The 18,893-nt window shown below is 62.7% G+C and carries 16 protein-coding genes; all 16 read left to right on the top strand.

The window, feature by feature from the left end; genetic code table 11:
- The first annotated feature begins 54 nt into the window (after positions 1-54).
- The 16 genes from MTP38_RS06805 to MTP38_RS06730 all read left to right on the top strand — a co-directional run bounded on the left by MTP38_RS06805 (position 55) and on the right by MTP38_RS06730 (position 18,880).
- Entirely contained in the window at positions 55-1,329 is a 1,275-nt protein-coding gene (locus MTP38_RS06805; RefSeq protein WP_227621104.1) for a replication-associated recombination protein A, read from the top strand.
- Positions 1,330-1,377: 48 nt separating this feature from the next.
- Entirely contained in the window at positions 1,378-1,758 is a 381-nt protein-coding gene (locus MTP38_RS06800; RefSeq protein WP_249233049.1) for a Fur family transcriptional regulator, read from the top strand.
- 106 nt (positions 1,759-1,864) lie between these two features.
- Positions 1,865-3,247: a tRNA (N6-isopentenyl adenosine(37)-C2)-methylthiotransferase MiaB gene (gene miaB, locus MTP38_RS06795; protein WP_431834212.1), complete on the top strand. Its 1,383-nt coding sequence runs from the start codon at positions 1,865-1,867 to the stop codon at positions 3,245-3,247.
- A 226-nt stretch (positions 3,248-3,473) separates the two neighbouring features.
- On the top strand, positions 3,474-3,881 hold the full coding sequence (locus MTP38_RS06790) for a YlbF family regulator (RefSeq protein ID WP_227621107.1): 408 nt from the start codon (positions 3,474-3,476) through the stop codon (positions 3,879-3,881).
- A gap of 126 nt (positions 3,882-4,007) precedes the next feature.
- Positions 4,008-6,623, top strand: a complete 2,616-nt coding sequence (gene mutS, locus MTP38_RS06785) for a DNA mismatch repair protein MutS (protein WP_249233048.1) — start codon at positions 4,008-4,010, stop codon at positions 6,621-6,623.
- 25 nt (positions 6,624-6,648) lie between these two features.
- Positions 6,649-8,802 carry a DNA mismatch repair endonuclease MutL gene (gene mutL, locus MTP38_RS06780; protein WP_249233047.1) on the top strand — a complete coding sequence of 718 codons (2,154 nt, stop codon included), beginning with the start codon at positions 6,649-6,651 and terminating at the stop codon, positions 8,800-8,802.
- A 13-nt stretch (positions 8,803-8,815) separates the two neighbouring features.
- On the top strand, positions 8,816-9,736 hold the full coding sequence (gene miaA, locus MTP38_RS06775) for a tRNA (adenosine(37)-N6)-dimethylallyltransferase MiaA (protein WP_442900562.1): 921 nt from the start codon (positions 8,816-8,818) through the stop codon (positions 9,734-9,736).
- Positions 9,737-9,742: 6 nt separating this feature from the next.
- Positions 9,743-11,062: an HlyD family efflux transporter periplasmic adaptor subunit gene (locus MTP38_RS06770; RefSeq protein ID WP_249233045.1), complete on the top strand. Its 1,320-nt coding sequence runs from the start codon at positions 9,743-9,745 to the stop codon at positions 11,060-11,062.
- 112 nt (positions 11,063-11,174) lie between these two features.
- Positions 11,175-11,645, top strand: coding sequence for a cell division protein SepF (locus MTP38_RS06765; protein ID WP_249233044.1), 471 nt, complete (start codon positions 11,175-11,177; stop codon positions 11,643-11,645).
- On the top strand, positions 11,629-12,447 hold the full coding sequence (locus MTP38_RS06760; protein ID WP_227621113.1) for a YlmH family RNA-binding protein: 819 nt from the start codon (positions 11,629-11,631) through the stop codon (positions 12,445-12,447). Before MTP38_RS06765 ends, MTP38_RS06760 begins: the two co-directional genes overlap by 17 nt.
- Positions 12,448-12,480: 33 nt before the next feature.
- The gene (locus MTP38_RS06755) at positions 12,481-13,245 is read left to right on the top strand and encodes a DivIVA domain-containing protein (RefSeq protein WP_249233043.1); all 765 of its coding nucleotides are present in this window, start codon (positions 12,481-12,483) and stop codon (positions 13,243-13,245) included.
- A gap of 99 nt (positions 13,246-13,344) precedes the next feature.
- Positions 13,345-16,140: an isoleucine--tRNA ligase gene (ileS, locus tag MTP38_RS06750; RefSeq protein ID WP_330221110.1), complete on the top strand. Its 2,796-nt coding sequence runs from the start codon at positions 13,345-13,347 to the stop codon at positions 16,138-16,140.
- A gap of 80 nt (positions 16,141-16,220) precedes the next feature.
- On the top strand, positions 16,221-16,697 hold the full coding sequence (gene lspA, locus MTP38_RS06745) for a signal peptidase II (protein WP_249233040.1): 477 nt from the start codon (positions 16,221-16,223) through the stop codon (positions 16,695-16,697).
- A gap of 3 nt (positions 16,698-16,700) precedes the next feature.
- Positions 16,701-17,633, top strand: coding sequence for an RluA family pseudouridine synthase (locus MTP38_RS06740; protein WP_227621116.1), 933 nt, complete (start codon positions 16,701-16,703; stop codon positions 17,631-17,633).
- The gene (locus tag MTP38_RS06735; protein WP_227621117.1) at positions 17,630-18,463 is read left to right on the top strand and encodes an HAD family hydrolase; all 834 of its coding nucleotides are present in this window, start codon (positions 17,630-17,632) and stop codon (positions 18,461-18,463) included. The genes MTP38_RS06740 and MTP38_RS06735 overlap by 4 nt, the downstream gene beginning before the upstream one ends.
- Positions 18,464-18,529: 66 nt before the next feature.
- Positions 18,530-18,880, top strand: a complete 351-nt coding sequence (locus MTP38_RS06730) for a ComEA family DNA-binding protein (protein WP_249233026.1) — start codon at positions 18,530-18,532, stop codon at positions 18,878-18,880.
- Positions 18,881-18,893: the final 13 nt, after the last annotated feature.

The following is an 18,893-nucleotide window of genomic DNA, read 5'->3' as shown; positions in this document are numbered from 1 at the left end:
TGCGCTATACTAGAAAAAAGAACGAACCGCATCCTATGCTTGGAGGGAAGACCCATGAACGAACCGCTGGCGCAGCGTCTGCGCCCCAAAACGCTGGCCGATGTCTGCGGCCAGCAGCATCTTCTGGCCGAGGGGCAGGTGTTCCGCCGCACCATCGAGAGCGGCCGCATCCCCAACATGATCTTCTACGGCCCTTCCGGCACGGGCAAGACCACCGTGGCCCGAATCATCGCCGAGAACAGCGGGATGACCCTCCATAAGCTCAACGGCACCTCCTGTGGCACTGGCGACATCAAGGCCGTGCTGAAGGACATCGGCACACTGGCCGGGGCAGGGGGCATCCTGCTCTACCTCGACGAGATACAGTACCTCAACAAAAAGCAGCAGCAGAGCCTCTTGGAGTGTATCGAGGACGGCTCTGTCACCCTCATCGCCTCCACGACGGAGAACCCCTACTTTTACATCTATAATGCGCTGCTGTCCCGCTGCACCGTGTTCGAGTTCAAGCCTCTCTCTGCCGCCGATGTGGAGCGGGGCATCCGCAACGCCCTGAAAAAGCTCTCGGCGTCCGAGCCGCAGCCCGTGACGATGGACGAGGACGCCTGTGCCTACCTCGCCGAGAGCGCGGGGGGCGATCTGCGCAAGGCGCTGGGCTGCCTCGATTTCGTGGTGACGGCGGCCCCTGTGGACGAGGGGGAAAAGCACGTCACCCTCGGGATGGTGCAGCAGGTCACCCGCCGCACCGCCATGCGGTACGACCGGGACGGCGACGACCACTACGACATCGTCTCAGCCTACCAGAAGTCCATGCGCGGCTCTGACCCCAACGCCGCCCTCCACTATCTGGCCCGTCTGCTGGAAGCAGGCGACCTGCCCTCGGCCTGCCGACGCCTCATGGTCTGCGCCTGTGAGGATGTGGGCCTTGCATACCCGCAGATCATCCCCATCGTCAAGGCGGCGGTGGACGCCGCCAACATGGTGGGCCTGCCCGAAGCCCGTCTCCCGCTGGCGGATGCCGTCATCCTCGTGGCCACCAGCCCCAAGTCCAACAGCGCCCACGACGCCATCAACGCCGCCATCGCCGACGTGCAGGCGGGCCGCACCGGCCCCATCCCGCGCCAGCTCCAGAACAAGCACTTCGACGGCGAGGATGCGGCAGTCAAGGGCCAGAACTACAAGTACGCCCACGATTTTGAGAACCACTGGGTCGAGCAGCAGTATCTGCCGGATGTGCTCAAGGATGTGAAATACTATACGTTCGGAGACAACCGCACCGAACAGGCTGCCCGGGCCTACTGGGCAAAGATCAAGGGGGAGGACAAGCTCTGACCCCGGCCTTGATCCGGCCCCAAAACGATAAGAAAGAGGAGAAAGACCATGCGTTATTCCAAGCAGCGCGAGCTGGTATTGCAGAAGGTGGAGCAGCTGTGCGACCACCCCACCGCAGAAGAGATTTTTGACCTTGCGGCCAGGGAGTGCCCCGGCCTGAGCCTCGGCACCGTCTACCGCAACCTCAACAGCCTCGTGGAGGCGGGCCGCGTCCGCCGCGTCTCCATCCCGGGCAAGGCCGACCGTTTCGACCACACGCTGGGCTGGCACAGCCACCTCTACTGCAACTGCTGCGGCGGTGTCGTGGACGCCGACGTGGACGAAAAGCAGGTGATGAAGCTGGTGCGCCACCAGAAGGGCGTCGTGGAGGACTGCGCTGTGGTGCTGTTCGGCCTGTGCGAGGCCTGCGCCGCCAAGCAGGCACAGTAAAAATAAGCTCTTGCCCTCCAAGGCCAAAAAGGGTATACTATAAGGAGCTTTTTATAGTATAACGATGTCTGCCGCCGGTGCGCGGCGGCAGAGAAGGATGGTTCCATTGGAGTACATAGCATTTGAACATAACAACGCGGCGGCTGAGCTGGTCAAGCTGGCCTACGACACCCCGCCGCTGGCTTTCGTCCACAGCTACGGCTGTCAGCAGAACGTCAACGACGGCGAGCGCATCAAGGGCGTGCTGATGGATATCGGCTACGGCCTGTGCGACAAGCCCGAGGATGCCGACCTCATTCTCTTCAACACCTGCGCCGTCCGTGAGCACGCCGAGCAGCGCGTTTTCGGCAACGTGGGCGCCCTCAAGGGCCTGAAGGAGAAAAAACGCGGCCTCATCATCGGACTCTGCGGCTGCATGGCCAACCAGAAGCACGTCGTGGAGAAGCTGCGCCAGAGCTACCCCTACGTTGACCTCGTCTTCGGCGTGGACGGCATCGACACCCTGCCTCAGCTCATCGCCCAGAAGCTGCAAAAGCACAAGCGGGTGCTGATGGAGCCGGCCCAGCGCCCCGTCATCGTGGAGAATATCCCCATCCGCCGCGAGAGCGAGTTCCGCGCATGGCTGCCCATCATGTACGGCTGCGACAACTTCTGCACCTACTGCATCGTGCCCTACGTCCGCGGCCGCGAGAAGAGCCGGAAGCCCGGCGACATCCTCGCCGAGTTCAAGGGCCTCGTAGAGGCAGGCTACAAGGAGATCACCCTGCTGGGCCAGAATGTCAACAGCTACGGCAAGGGCCTTGAAGAGCAGGTGGATTTTTCCGACCTGCTGAACCTGCTCTGCACCGTCCCGGGGGACTATCACATCCGCTTCATGACCAGCCACCCGAAGGATGCCAGCTTCAAGCTCATCGACACCATCGCGGCGCAGCCGAAGATCTGCAAGCACCTGCACCTGCCGGTGCAGTGCGGCTCGGATCGGCTGTTGGTCCAGATGAACCGCCACTATACCGTGGAGCACTATCTGGAGCTGATCGAGTACGCCCGGAAGAAGATCCCCGGCATCACCTTCTCCAGCGACATCATCGTGGGTTTCCCCGGTGAGACGGAGGAGGACTTCCAGAAGACCCTCGAGCTGGTGCAGAAGGTGGGCTATATGCAGCTGTTCACCTTCATCTACTCCAAGCGCACCGGCACCAAGGCCGCCGACCTGCCCGACCCCACCCCCCGCAAGGAGAAGACCGACCGGATGACCCGCCTGCTGAAGCTGCAGGACGACATTGCAATGGCCCTCGTCAAGGCGCAGGTGGGCCAGACTGTCCGCGTCCTCGTGGAGGGCTATGGCCGGAACGAAGGCACCCTCTCGGGCCGTCTCGACAACAACCTCACCGTCGAGTTCAAGGCCGACCCGGCCCTCATGGGCAGCTATGCGATGGTGCATCTCACGGATGCCCGCGCCACCGTCCTGCTGGGCGAGCTGACCGAATAACGATATTCTGGATATACTATCCTAAGGTGTATCTGAAAACAAAGAAAATGACGAATATTTCGCAAGCACAAGCGGGATTTAAGGCAAAGAGCCGCAGGAATCCTTTGTGGATTTCAAGGCTGTTTAACGCAAAATCCAGCTGTGCTTGTAGAAATAGACTAGATTTTCGACTTTTCAGATACACCCTAATAGAATATAGAACACAGGAAAAAAGGAGACTATTACAATGGATTGCATCGACCTCTTCAAGCGTGCCGCGATGGCACTTCAGACCGACCCCCGCTATCTGGCCATGGACCAGGCCCGCAAGATGAACGATAAGGACGAGGAGCTGCAGAACCTCATCGGCGAGTTCAATCTGGCCCGGATGGACCTGAACAACGAGATCGGCAAGACCGAGCGCAGCGATGCACGCATCGCCGAGCTGAACGAGAAGGTGAACGACCTCTACGGCAAGATCATGGCCGACGAGGGCATGGTGGCCTACAACGAGGCCAAGCGCGACTGCGAGAACCTCGTGAACTATATCGACGCCATCATCAACACCGCCATGAACGGCGGCGACCCCATGACCGTGCAGGAGCCTTCCGCTTCCTGCACCGGCAGCTGCTCCACCTGCGGCGGCTGCCACTAAAGGCATCCCCATCCAAGGCTTACAAAACGCGGCTGTGCAATGCAGGGCCGCGTTTTGCTTGCAAAAGACGGTTTTGGATGCCAAACCCACACCCACGCGACAACAAGGGGAGGAAGGTGAACGGTCATGGCAGAGCTTTCGCCCATGATGCAGCAATATCTTGAGATAAAAAAACAACATAAGGACGAGATCCTTTTCTATCGCATCGGCGATTTCTACGAGATGTTCTTCGACGATGCGCTCACGGCCTCGCGGGAGCTGGACCTGACCCTTACGGGCAAGCAGTGCGGCCTCGAGGAACGTGCGCCCATGTGCGGCGTGCCCTTCCACAGCTACGAGGGCTATGTGGCCCGCCTCATCGCAAAGGGCTATAAGGTCGCCATCTGCGAGCAGGTGGAAGACCCGGCCAAGGCCAAGGGCCTCGTCAAGCGGGACATCATCCGGGTGGTCACGCCGGGCACCGTCATCGAGAGCAGTATGCTTCAGGATGACAAGAACAACTACATCGCCAGCATCTTCCTGAAGGGCGGTGCGGCGGGCCTCTGCTTTGCTGACGTCTCCACCGGCACGGCCCACATCACCGAGCTGAAGCGGGAAAAGATCGCCCCGGCGGTCATCGCAGAGCTTTGCCGCTACCACCCCAGCGAGGTGCTGATGAACCCGGGTCTGCTGGACTGCCGGGAGATCACCGCCTACCTCAAAAAGAACATGATCTGCGCCGTCGAGCTGGTGGAGGAGGAACGGTATGCCCCGGGCCTCGTCTCCATCGCCCTCGAGAACCAGTTTGGCCGCGACTGGCCTGCCAAGACCGGCATGGCCGAGGACGGTCTCGTCCGCTTTGCGATGGCGGCGCTGCTGGAATATCTCCACGATACCCAGATCAAAGGCGTCGAGCGGCTCAAGACGGTCATCACCTACAACGAGGCTCAGTTCATGAGTCTGTCGCCGGTCACACGGGCCAACCTTGAGCTGACCGAGACGCTGCGGGGCCGCGAAAAGCGGGGGACGCTGCTCTGGGTGCTGGACAAGACCAGCACTGCCATGGGCAAGCGGATGCTGCGCAGCTGGATCGAGCAGCCGCTGGTGTCCAGCGCTGCCATCAACCGCCGCCTCAGCGCGGTAGAGAGCCTCGTGAACCAGACCATGCAGCGGGGCGACCTCATCGAGCAGCTCCACTACATCGCCGACCTCGAGCGCCTCATGACCCGTGCGGTCTATGGTTCGGCCACGCCCAAGGAGATCTACACGATGGCCCAGACCTGTGAGCGCCTGCCTGACCTGCGGGCGCAGGCCGAGAGCTGCGGCTGCCCTGAGCTGACCGCCCTTGCAGGTCAGATCGATCTGCTGGACGACGTCAAAACAGCCATCCTCGCAGCCATCGACCCGGATGCCCCCTCCACCCTGAAGGACGGCGGCGTCATCGCCAAGGGCTACCACTCCGAGGTGGATGAGCTGCGCTCCATCCGCGACAACACCAAGGGTGTCCTCGCCCAGCTGGAGACGCGCCTGCGGCAGGAGACGGGCATCCCCAAGCTGAAGATCGGCTACAACCACGTCTTCGGTTACTTCATCGAGGTCAGCAACTCCTATAAGCAGATGGTCCCCGAGACCTACATCCGCAAACAGACCCTCACCTCCGGCGAGCGCTACATCACGCAGGAGCTGAAGGAGCTGGAAAACAAGATCCTCGGCGCACACGAGCGCCTTATCGCACTGGAGCACCGGCTCTTTGCCGAGCTGCTGGAAAAGATCGGCGGTCAGCTCGACCGCATCCAGCGGACGGCCAACGCCGTGGCCGAGCTGGACGTGCTGGCGGCGCTGGCGCAGGTGGCGGCAGAGAACAACTACTGCCGCCCCGTGGTGGACGACAGCGACGAGCTGACCATCACCGAGGGCCGCCACCCGGTGGTGGAGCAGATGCTGAAGGGGAGCCTCTTCGTGCCCAACGATACGAAGCTCAACTGCACCACCGACCGCTGCCTCATCATCACCGGCCCGAATATGGCAGGCAAATCGACGTATATGCGTCAGAACGCGCTGATCGCGCTGATGGCCCAGATCGGCTCCTTCGTCCCGGCGTCCAGCTGTCATGTGGGCGTCGTGGACGCCATCTTCACCCGCATCGGCGCATCGGACGACCTCGCCGCCGGACAGTCCACCTTCATGGTGGAGATGACTGAGGTGGCCGAAATCCTGAAAAACGCCACCCCCAAGAGCCTCGTCGTGCTGGACGAGATCGGCCGCGGCACCTCCACCTTCGACGGCATGAGCATCGCCCGCGCCGTGGTGGAGCACATCTCCGACCCGGCCAAGGGCCTCGGCTGCAAGACTCTTTTCGCCACCCACTACCACGAGCTGACCGATTTGGAAGGGTCCATCGAGGGGGTCAAGAACTACAACATCGCCGTCAAGAAGCGGGGAGAGGACATTACCTTCCTCCGCCGCATCGTCCGCGGCCCTGCCGACGACAGCTACGGCATCGAGGTGGCGAAGCTGGCCGGTCTGCCCGGCACTGTGACCCGCCGCGCCCACGAGGTGCTGCGTGCATTGGAAGCTTCTGCCCCGAAAAATAAGGTGGAGCAGATGGACTTCGACGCCTTGCAGGAGTATTCCTCGCCCGTCGTCCCCAGCGAGATGATGGAAAAGCTCGAGGCGCTGGACGTGGAGACCCTGACCCCCATCGAGGCGCTGAACTTCCTCTATGAGCTGAAAAAGACCCTGAGCGGCAGCCTGAAGGGCTGAGTTTATCTGAAACGGAGGGAAATGAATGGCAGAGATACACGTTCTGGACAAGCACACCGCAGAACTCATCGCCGCCGGTGAGGTGGTGGAGCGGCCCGCGTCGGTCGTGAAGGAGCTGCTGGAAAACGCCATCGACGCAGGCGCGTCCCAGATCACCGTCTCCATCGAGTCGGGCGGCGTCCGCCTCATCGAGATCAGCGACAACGGCACCGGCATCGAGGCGAAATACATCCCTACAGCCTTCATCCGCCACGCCACCAGCAAGATCCGGACGGAAGACGACCTCAACAGCATCCACACGCTGGGCTTCCGGGGCGAGGCACTGGCCTCCATCGCCAGCGTGGCCCGGGTCGAGCTGCTCACCCGTACCGAGGCCGACGAGTGCGCTTCCCTCTACCGCATTGAGGGCGGGGAAGAGCAGCCCATCGAACCGGGTGCCCGGGGCGTCGGTACCACCATCCGCGTCCGGGACCTCTTCTTCAACACGCCCGCCCGGATGAAGTTCCTCAAAAAGGATTCCAGCGAGGGCACCTTCGTGGCCGACCTCGTGGGCCATGTGGCCCTTAGCCACCCTGAGGTGAGCTTCAAGTTCCTCCGCGAGGGCAAGCTGCAGTATGTCACCCCCGGTGACGGCCAGCTCCGCAGTGCGGCTTACGCTGTGCTGGGCCGGGAGTTCAGCCGCGACCTGATGGAGGTGGACAACCGTGAGGGCGTCTACCGGGTCTGGGGCCTGATCACCCAGCCCCGCAGCTGCCGCGCCAGCCGCAGTATGCAGTATTTCTATATCAATGGCCGCTACGTCCGCAACCGCACCATGATGGCGGGCATGGAGATGGCGTTCAAGGGCACCATGATGCAGGGCAAGTTCCCTGGAGGGATCTTGCTTCTTGAGATGCCTGCCGACCTCGTGGATGTGAATGTCCATCCGGCCAAGACGGAGGTCCGATTTGCCCGGGAAAACGACATCTTTGACCTTGTCTACCACGCCGTCAAGCTGGCTCTGAGCCAGCCGGGCACGGGGGAAAGACGATTCGTTTTCGACGAAGATAAAGACAACGATGCATCCCAAGAATCAAAAAACAGCGAAACGAAAGAAAATATAAATGTAAAGAATAACTGCTTTACAGGGCTTTCCGCAGTCATTTCGGGGCAGGCAGAGCCGGGAAGCCTGCCGCACCCGACCGAAAGCCCCCTCCGCCCTGCGGCGTCGGCAGTGCCCCGCCCGGCACAGCCCTCTGCCCCGGAGCAGGACATCCTCCCGCTGCCTGCAAAAGCCCCGGAAACGGCGGCTCCGGAGTCGGAGCACAGCTGGACAACGGTTGCAGCCGATGCACTGCTGCCGATGGACGCCGCTCTCCACAGCCCGGAGCCTCCGGTGCAGGACAGCACCCTTGAGCCGCCGCCCTTCCGGGCTGCGTCCAGCGAATCCCAGCTGGATGTGGAGCCGGACATCGACCTGCCGGACGTCACCCGCGACCACATGGCCGCGTGGGAGCCGGCCCCGGTGGGAGCGGAACGCCCGCCGCTGCCGTCCCTGCCCGATGTGCCGGACGCGCCGCAGCAGAGCACGGCCCCCGAGCAGCTGGGCTTTGCTGTGCAGGACGGCCCTGAGCCGCTGCGGTATGTGGGGGAGCTTTTCCGCACCTATATCCTCGCGGAGCGGGGCGATGAAGTCTGTATCATCGACAAGCACGCCGCCCATGAGCGCCAGCTCTTCGAGAAGCTGGCTGCGAACTACGGCGACGTCCCCAGCCAGCTCCTGCTGGAGCCGCTGGTCATCGAGCTTTCGGCGGAAGAGAAAACGGCTCTCCTTGCGAACCTCCCGCTGCTGGAAAGCGCGGGCCTCGAGGTGAGCGATTTCGGCGGCAGCTCGGTCTGTCTGCGCTCTGTGCCTGCCGACGTAGAGCAGGGGAGCGCCGAGGACCTGCTGGTGGAGCTGGCGGCAAAGCTGGCTCACGGCAGCCGCGACGCCCTGAATGAGCGGACGGAATGGGTGCTCCACTCCATCTCCTGCCGCGCCGCCATCAAGGCGGGCGACCACACCTCGCCGCAGGAGCTGATGGCGCTGGCCGAGAAGATCCTTTCCGGCGAGGTGCCACCCTTCTGTCCCCACGGACGCCCCTGCGTCCTGAAACTGACCCGAAAGGAGCTGGAAAAGCAGTTTGGCCGAATCGTGTAACAAAAAGCATCCGGTGCTGGCCGTCGTAGGCCCTACGGCCACCGGCAAGACCGCCCTCGGCGTCACGCTGGCCGAGACGTTTGGCGGCGAGGTCATCAGCGCCGACTCGATGCAGCTCTATAAGGGTCTGGATGTCGGCACGGCAAAGGTCACGCCCGACGAGACCCACGGCATCCCCCACCACGCGGTGGACCTCCTGACCCCCGATGAGCCGTTCAGCGTAGCGGATTTCGTCGCGCTGGCCGGGCGGCTCGAAGTGGACATCTCCGCCCGGGGCCGTCTGCCCATCCTTGTGGGCGGTACGGGACTCTATGTTCAGAGCTTTTTATATGGTGTGCGCTTTGCCGCCGAAAAGACGCCGGATGGCCTGCGGGAGCAGCTGGCCGCCGAGCTGGCCGAAAAAGGCCCGGAAGCCATGTACAAGGAGCTTCAGGAGGCCGACCCGGAGGCCGCTGCCGCCATCCACCCGAACAATCAGGTGCGGGTGCTGCGGGCGCTGGAACACTTCCGCGCCACCGGCAAGCGTCTGAGTGAACAGAAAGCCCAGTCCCTCCCGCCCGAGCGGCCCTATCGCTCGCTGGTGCTGGGGCTGGATTTCCCCGACCGCGCCCAGCTCTACCGCCGCATCGACCTGCGGGTGGACAAGATGCTGGATGCCGGTCTGCTGGACGAGGCGAAGCTGGTCTACGACCACCGCCAGACCTACCGCACGGCGGCGCAGGCCATCGGCTACAAAGAGTTTTTTCCCTTTTTTGAGGGGACGGCTGCGCTGGAGGAGTGCGCCGACAAGCTCAAGCAGGCCTCCCGCAACTACGCCAAGCGTCAGCTGACGTGGTTCCGCCATATGGACGGCGTGGTCTGGCTGGACGCCTCCGCGCCGGACGCTGCGGCCCGGGCTGTCCGACTGACCCGAGAATTTTTAGCGAAAGGGTGACCTTTTATGGCCGATAAAACGCATTCAGAACCCGGAACGCCGGGTGTGCTGAGCCGTCTGGCGGGCATCGCTGTGGTGGCGGTGGTTCTGGCGGGCATCTATGTGGGCTATCAGGCCTTACAGGTGCTTTTCCCGCCCAGCACCTACGAGACCGCGATGCTTGCCACGGTGGCGGATACCGTGAGCGCCGACGGCGTCCTGCTCTTCGACGAGACCTACATCTCCGGCAGCGGGACGCTGGGCTACCTCGCCGCCGACGGCGAGCGCGTCTCGGCGGGCGCTGCGGTGGCCGAGATCTACAGCAGCCCGGAACAGGCGGGCCTCCGCCAGCAGCTCACGGCCCTGAACGACCAGATCGAGCTGCTGCAGCGGTCTCAGAACACCACCGCCACCCAGTTGGACTCCCTGAGAAAAGAGCGTTCCGGTGCACTTTATGACCTGATGGATGCGCTGGACAGCTCCGCCTATGACGAGACGGCGCAGGGCGAGGAGAATTACATCCTCGCCCAGAACAAGCTCTGGGTCATCACAGGGGAAGTCTCGGATTTTTCGGCCCAGATCGCGGCCCTCACTCAGCAGTCGGCGCAGGTGCAGGCTCAGCTGGGCGCGCCCACCCAGATCGCCGCCCCCCAGACCGGCTACTTCATCCGCAGCACCGCCGCCAGACGGCTCAACGCCGGGGCGGACGACATCCTCGCGCTGGATGCTGCCGGTCTTGAGGCCTATCTGAACTCCGACCCGGAGCTGCCGCTGGACGGCTGCGCGGGCAAGCTCGTCTCGGGCTTTACGTGGAGGTATGTCGGCCTCTGCTCGGCCAAGGAGGGGGAGAAGCTGCTGGGGGACAACGGCAAGCCCCTGACCCGCTCGGTGAAGATCAAGTTTCCCGGCCAGATGGAAACGCCCCTCAAGGCGTCGGTGTCGGAGGTGAGCATCGACGAGGCCAGCGGCTTGGCCCGCTTCGTCGTTACCTGCGAGGTCATCAACGGCGATGTCCTCCGCCTCAGCCGGGCCAAGGCCCAGATCATCGTGGACGAGACTACCGGCCTGCGCATCCCCATCGAGGCTGTCCATTATTTAAAGGAAGACGGCACCGAGTCTGAGACGCAGGGCGAAAATTACATCCCGGGCGTCTACGTCAAGTACGGCAATCTCGCCCGCTTCTGTAAGATCGACCCTGTGGACAGCGCTCATCCGCTGGTGACGGATGGCGACTACTGCATCGTCATGCCCAGCAGCACCGATAAGACCAAAACCATCAGCGAAGTCCGCCTTTATGACGAGATCATCGTCTCGGGACAAAATTTGTATGATGGAAAGCTTTTATAGTTATTGACATCTGATGCAAAAAATCAGATAATAGAAAAAGCTATTAGCAGCTCTTTGTTCACAAAGGGGTGCCGGGCGGCGTGAGCTGCCTGAATGAAAGGAGCAAGTTTCTATGTCTTTTGTGGATAGTCTGAAAAAAGGACTTTTTGGCAGTGAGGACGATTACGACGATCAGTACATGGACGACGGCCCTCAGATGGTGAATAACAACAACGGCATCGGCACCGCAGGTGCCGACGAGGAGGACGCCCCCGAGGAGGCCGCGGCCCCCAAGCGGAACGGCAAGGTGGTCAACATCCATGCCACCACCCAGCTGAAGGTCGTTCTGGTCAAGCCCGAGCACTTCGAGGACGCCAGCACCATTGCAGACCACCTGAACAACAAGCGCACCGTTGTGCTGAATCTGGAGTCCACCAACAAAGAGGTCTCCCGCCGTCTGGTGGACTTCCTCTCCGGTGTGGCCTACGCCAACAACGGCCAGATCAAGCGGGTGGCCAACAGCACCTTCATCATTACCCCCTACAACGTAGACATCATGGGCGACCTGCTGGACGAGCTGGAGAACAATGGCGCGTTCTATTGATGCACAGCCCGGCGTGCGGGGCTTCGTCCCGGCGCAGAACGATGAGGAACGCTTCCTCATGCGCCATGTGGAGGATCTGGCCCGCGCCGCCTTTGGCCGGGGCATCGCCCGCTATTCGGCCTTTCTGAGCGACCGGGAACAGCAGCTGGCGCAGGCGGCACTCAACCGCGCCGACGCGCCGGAAGAGAGCTGCCGCTTCGAGGGCGGCTGGCCCGGGGCAGAGCGCCGGGTGCTCTGCCTTGAGCCGGAGGACTGCTATCCGGCCTGCCCGGTCTGCTGCGTCCGGCTCAGATGCCGCGGGCTGGCCGGGGCACAGCTGCCCGTCCACAAGGACTATCTGGGCAGCCTGATGGGTCTCGAGCTTCGCCGGGAGGCGCTGGGCGACATCGTCCTGCCGCCGGAAGAGCCGGGCACCGCCTATGTGTTCGCGCTGGAGCCGGCCGCAGACCTCATCTGTCAGGAGCTGCGCAGCGTGGGCCGCACCGAGGTGACGGCCCAGCTGCTGGCACTGGACGAGGTGCCGCAGTTCGCCGAGGCCGAGCGCCGTTTGCAGACGGCCACCGTGTCGTCCCTGCGTCTGGACGCTGTGCTGGCGGCCATGCTGCGGTGCAGCCGGGGCATGGCCGCAGAGCTTGTGGCGGCGGGACGGGTGGAGATCAACCATCTGCCCGCTTCCAGCGCCCACGCGCCGGTGTACCCATCGGATGTGTTCACCGTGCGGGGCAAGGGGCGCTTCCGCCTGACGGCTCTGCCGGGCAAGAGTAAAAAAGACCGACAAATCATCGAGTTCTTCCAGTATTGATGCGAAGGACCGGAATAAATGGAGGAGATCACTATGCTGACACCGCAGGACGTGCGCGCTGTCCAATTCGAAAAGAATCTCCGCGGCTACCGCACCGAGGACGTGGATCGTTTTCTGGATAAGGTAGAACAGCAGCTCGAGCAGGATGCAGGACAGATGGAGGCGCTGCGCAAGCAGGTGGCCGATCTGACTGCGGAGAACGAGACGCTGCGCCGCAGTATGCAGAGCTATGAGGCCGACGGAGATATGCTCAAGAGCGCCCTCATCAATGCCCAGCGGATGGGTGAAAATGTCATCCGCGAGGCCAACCAGAAAGCCGAGGACATCCTGCACCGTGCGAATCTGCGCGGCGACGACATCATCCGGGATGCCAACGAGCTGCTGCAGAAGGCCAGCGACCGCGCCGATGAGATCATCAGCGAGGCCAACGACAAGAAGCTGGCTGAGGAGCGGGAGTATGACCGTGTCCGTCTCGAAGTCACCCGCTTCAAGTCCGACGTGCTGAACCTCTACCGCACCCACGTGGAGTCCCTGAGCCGTCTGCCGGAGTTCCAGCAGAAGGAAGAGGCGGCCGCGCAGGATGCAGACGAGGAGCTGCCCGAGGCAGAGGCTGCTGACGCTGAGAACGCAGCAGAGACCGCACCCGCTGCGGACGCCCCCGAGGCCGAAGCTGCCCCCGCCGCCCCTGCTTCCGATAAGGGCGAGGACTTCTGGGAAAAGGATGAATCCCAGCTCAAGCTCGACCCGCCCCCCGCAGACCCCAACGCTGCATTTCAGGGCGTGAGCTTCAGCGAATAAAAAACCATGCATCGACAGCAAAACGCTGTTTTCGATAATCATCAGGCGCACAACTGCGCTGCTTGCGATTGCAAAACCAATAGAGGAGAGTGTAAACCAGTGGCTAAGAATAAGTCTCAGTACGATAGTACTCTGAACCTGCCCAAGACCCTGTTTGAGATGCGTGCCGGTCTGCCCAAGAAGGAGCCGGTCATGCTCAAGGATTGGGACGACAACGACCTGTACAACCAGCTCATGAAGCACAATGAGGGCAAGCCTCAGTTCATCCTGCACGATGGCCCTCCGTATGCCAACGGCAACATCCACATGGGCACCGCGCTGAACAAGATCATCAAGGACATCATCATCCGCGAGAAGAACATGGAGGGCTTTCAGGCTCCCTATGTGCCCGGCTTTGATACCCACGGCCTGCCCATTGAGCTGAAGGCTCTGTCCTCCGTCGGCGAGAAGAAGAAGGACATCTCCAAGCTCGAGCTGCGCCAGATCTGTGAGAAGTTTGCCACCGAGCACATCGACATCATGAGCGACCAGTTCAAGCGTCTGGGCGTCATCGGCGACTTTGAGCATCCCTACCTGACCCTCAAGCCCGAGTTTGAGGCACGTCAGATCGAGATCTTCGGCGAGATGGCCAAGAAGGGCTACATCTACAAGGGCCTGAAGCCGGTCTACTGGTGCCCCGACTGCCGCACCGCTCTGGCAGAGGCCGAGATCGAGTACGGCGAGGACGAGTGCGACTCCATCTTCGTCCGTTTCCATGTTTCTCAGGATCCCAACGGTGTGCTGGCAAAGCACGGCATCCCGATGGAGAAGACCTACTTCGTCATCTGGACCACCACCACTTGGACCCTGCCCGCCAACGAGGCCATCTGCCTGAACGGCCAGTTCGAGTACTCCTTCGTCAAGATCGGCGATGAGTTCCACATCATGGCCACCGACCTCGTCAAGAGCGTCATGGATTCCTGCCACATCACTGATTACGAGGTGGTGGGCGAGCCGGTCAGCGGCGCTGAGTTCGAGCTGATGCGCTACAACCACGTCTACCTGCCCAAGGAGGGCTGGGTCATCCTCGGCGACCACGTCACGCTGGAAAGCGGCTCTGGCTGCGTCCACACCGCCGGCGGCCACGGCGTCGATGACTTCAACGTCTGCCAGAAGTACCCCCAGATCCCCATCACCGTCCCTGTGGACGACGGCGGCTATCTGACCGAGCAGGCCGGCAAGTACGCTGGTCAGCGCGTCTGGGCTTCCAACAAGACCATTCTGGCCGACCTGACCGCCTCCGGCGCTGTCATGGGCCAGCTGCACATCAAGCATCAGTATCCGCACTGCTGGCGCTGCCACAACCCCATCATCTTCCGCGCCACCGAGCAGTGGTTCTGCTCCATCGCCAAGTTCCGTGAGGACGTCTACAAGGCCATCGACACCGTGACCTGGATGCCTGACTGGGGCCACGACCGGATGCACGGCATGGTCCGTGACCGCAACGACTGGTGCATCAGCCGCCAGCGCACTTGGGGCGTGCCCATCCCGGCCTTCTACTGCAAGAAGTGCGGCACCTACCACATCACCGATGCCACCATCAAGGCTGTCAGCGACCTGTTCCGCAAGGAAGGCTCTGACGCATGGTACAAGTACGACGCCGAGCAGATCATCCCCGCCGGTGAGGTCTGCGAGAAGTGCGGCGCATCCGAGTGGACGAAGGACACCGACATCATGGACGTCTGGTTCGACTCCGGCTCCACCCACGCCGCCGTTCTGGAAGAGCGGCCTGAGCTGCGCTTCCCGGCCGATATGTATATGGAGGGCGGCGACCAGTTCCGCGGCTGGTTCCAGTCCAGCCTGCTGACCAGCGTTGCAAGCAAGGGCTGCGCACCCTACAAGTCCGTTCTGTGCCACGGCTGGGTCGTGGACGAGCAGGGCAAGCAGATGCACAAGAGCGCCGGCAACGGCGTCGAGCCGAGCGAGATCATCAAGGACTACGGCGCAGACATCATCCGCCTGTGGGTGGCTTCCTCCGACTACACCGTTGACGTGCGTGCAGGCAAGAACATCTTCAAGCAGCTGAGCGAGGCCTACCGCAAGATCCGCAACACCGCCCGCTTCATTCTGGGCAACCTCGACGGCTTCGACCCCAACACCGACTGCGTCTCCGATGACCAGCTGCAGGACATCGACCGCTGGGCACTGGCTGCGCTGGATGACCTCATCGTCAACACCAACGCAGGCTATGCCGTCTACGACTTCAACAAGGTCTACCATGCGGTCTACAACTTCTGCGTCGTGGCCATGTCCAACTTCTATCTGGACGTCACCAAGGATCGTCTGTACTGCACCAACGGCACCGGCCGCAAGGCTGCACAGACCGCGATGTACAAGATCCTCGTCGCTCTGGACAAGATCATCGCCCCCATCCTCTGCTTCACCAGTCAGGAGATCTGGGACTTCCTGCCCAAGACCGAGGGCATGAACAAGTACGTCGTCTTCGAGGATATGCCGAAGGCCGGCCAGTATGCAGCCGACGACGCCTTCAAGGCCAAGTGGGCACAGCTCATCGCTGTCCGCGACGAGGTCAAGAAGGTGCTGGAGCAGGCCCGTGCCGACAAGCAGATCGGCGCTTCTCTCGAGGCTTCCGTCACCCTGTACTGCAATGATGCCGTCTATGCGCTGCTGAACAGCATCCCGATGGACGAGCTGGCCGACCTGATGATCGTCTCCCATGTGGAGCTGGTCAAGGGCGAGGGCGGCGCAGCCAGCGCAGTCGAGGGTCTGGGCGTTGCTGCTGCACACGCCACCGGCGACAAGTGCGAGCGCTGCTGGAAGTACTCTGCCGACATCGGCACCCACTCTGCTCACCCCACCCTGTGCGCACGCTGCGCCAGCGTTGTGGAGGGCTGATCCATTTTAGATCTCTGGCGGCGCACCCGGCGCAAAAGGGGGCGCCGCCTTTTTCAAAAAATCAAGCGTTGGGAGAAACTATGGCATACGTCATTCTGAATCTGGTCTGTGTGGCCGCGCTGGTGGGCATCGATCAGGCCATCAAGCTCTGGGCCGTTCAGGCGCTGGCTCCGGTGGAGTCCATCACCCTCATCCCCCATGTGTTGGAGCTGCGCTTCGTGCTCAATCAGGGCATGGCCTTCAGCCTGCTCAGCGGCAGGCAGCTCTTCCTCATCCTCACCACCACCGCCGCGCTGCTGTTGGTGGCCTATATGCTGTTCTTCCGCAGCCGGGGCAAGCTGCTGCAGCAGACGGCGTTCATCCTCGTGCTGGCGGGCGGCATCGGCAACCTCATCGACCGGGTGCTCAACGGCGAGGTCGTGGACTACATCAACCCTCTGTTCATCGACTTTGCGGTCTTCAATTTTGCCGACATCTGCGTCTGCGTCGGTGTGGCGCTCTGGGTGCTGGTCATCCTGCTGGAAGAGGTGGACGACAAGCCCTCGAAGGAGCGCTGAAGCATGGAACAGCGTGAATTTATCGTGGAGGCGGAGGCCGCAGGCCAGCGCATCGACCGCTTCCTCAGCGGGGAGGACACCGGGCTTTCCCGCAGCGCGCTGCAGGGCCTCGTGGCCGAGGGCCATGTGCTCTGCAACGGCAGGAGCATCGCCAAGAGCCTCAAGCTCAAGGCGGGGGATACCATCCTGCTGGAGATCCCCGACGCAAAGCCCATCGAGGCCGTGCCGCAGGACATCCCGCTGGACATCGTGTATGAGGACGACCATCTTCTGGTGGTGAACAAGCCCAAGGGGATGGTGGTCCATCCGGCCCCGGGCAACCCGGACGGCACGCTGGTGAACGCCCTGCTCTGGCACTGCAAGGGCAGCCTCTCGGGCATCGGCGGCGAGATACGCCCCGGCATCGTCCACCGCATCGACAAGGACACCAGCGGGTTGCTGGTGGTGGCGAAGGACGACGCCACCCACATCGGCCTGTCCCAGCAGATGGCCGTTCACAGCGTGGAGCGGGCCTACCAGACCGTCGTTTACGGCGGCTTTGCACAGGACGAGGGCTTTGTGGAGGCCAATCTGGGCCGCTCCAAGACCGACCGCAAAAAGATGGCGGTCTACCCGGCCAGCGAGCCGCACACCAAGTATGCCTACACCGGCTACAAGGTGCTGGAGCGCTTCGGGGGCTTCACCCTGCTGGAGTGCCGCCTCAAGACGGGCCGCACCCACCAGATCCGCGTCCATATGGCGTCCATCCAGCACCCCGTGGCGGGCGACCCTGTGTATGGCCCGCACAACTGCATCACCAAGCTCCACGGCCAGTGCCTCCACGCCAAGACGCTGGGCTTCATCCACCCCATCACGGGGGAGCAGCTCCGCTTCGATTCGGAGCTGCCGGAGTATTTCACCCACTTTATCGCATCGCTCAGGAGGGGGACTGTATGACAAAACTTCTCGATTCTGCGCTCGTGCTCTGCGATCTGGACCACCTTCTCTTGGCCGGTGACGGCAATATGCCGCAGGTCGTCCGGGACGTGCTGCAGCTGTTTTCCAGCCGGGGCGGCCGCCTGACCGTCTTCACCCAGCGCTCGCCCCGGGCTGTCCGCGCCGTGCTGGGCGGGGTGCGCCTCGCCGCGCCTGCGCTGACCTGCGGCGGCACGCTGGCCTACCGGTTCTCGGAGGGCGGCGGCCAGCCGCTGTGCAGCTTCGCGGGCTGTGAGGAGTCCATCTTCAAGAAGCTGCCCGCTGCGGTGGGGCTTGGCATCGCGCTGCAGATGGCCGACGGCTCCACCCGTGTGCTGCGGATGAGCACCGCCCTTGAGCGCCATCTGCGCCGGGAGTTCACCCCCTTTACCCTGTGCAGCCCCGCCGATGTCCGGGGCGAGGACGTGCTGCGCATCCTGCTCTATCAGGACCGCCAGCAGCTGCCCATTCAGGCCCTGCTGGAACGGGCGCTGGGGGACAATGCCGCCATGCTGCGCTCGGAGCGCATCGGCATGGACGTCATGGTGCTGACGCCGGGCACGGTCTCGGCGGAGGCGATGCTGGGGGCGGTCTGCCTGCCCATCAACTGCACCGCAGACCAGCTCACCGTCGCCGCCGGATGCGGCCAGATGCTGGAGCTTGTCCGTCAGGCTAGGCAGAGCGTCGTCCCGGCCGATGCCCCGGTGGAGCTGCGCCTTGCCGCCAGTCAGACGACCCTGACCGACCACGACACCGGCGCGGCGGCAGAGTTTTTCTACGGCCTTGTGCGAAGTGCTGAAGCTGCTTCGTAAAAATTGTGTAAAGTCTCCTGCAAATTTTCCGCAGGAGACTTTCTTTTTGGAGGGATTTCTAGTACAATGAAAGAAACTATGTCCGCGCCCCGCCAGCGCCGCTTTCTGGCGCTGGCAGCAGCGGCGGCAGCGTGCATCGTCGGGCTGGCACTGTGGTACGCCGTGCCGCCCGCCCCGGTGCAGGATGCTCCGGCGTCCGCGCCGGAGGCGCTGCGGGAGTCCTTCCGGGTGGACCTCAACACCGCCGGGGTGGACGCGATGACCACCCTGCCCGGCCTCGGAGAAAAGAAGGCGAGAGCGATCTTGGAATACCGCCTCACCCACGGCCCCTTCCGGAGCCTCGGCGAGGTGGCGCAGGTGCCGGGCGTTACGCAGGATATGATAGACGGATGGCAGGGCCTCGTCTATCTGAGCTGAGGGGAGACCCCCC

This window comes from Faecalibacterium sp. I3-3-89, assembly GCF_023347275.1.
Taxonomy (GTDB): Bacteria; Bacillota; Clostridia; order Oscillospirales; family Ruminococcaceae; genus Faecalibacterium; species Faecalibacterium butyricigenerans.
The sequence above is the reverse complement of the archived record's forward strand: the minus strand, read 5'-3'. Positions and strand labels throughout refer to the sequence as shown.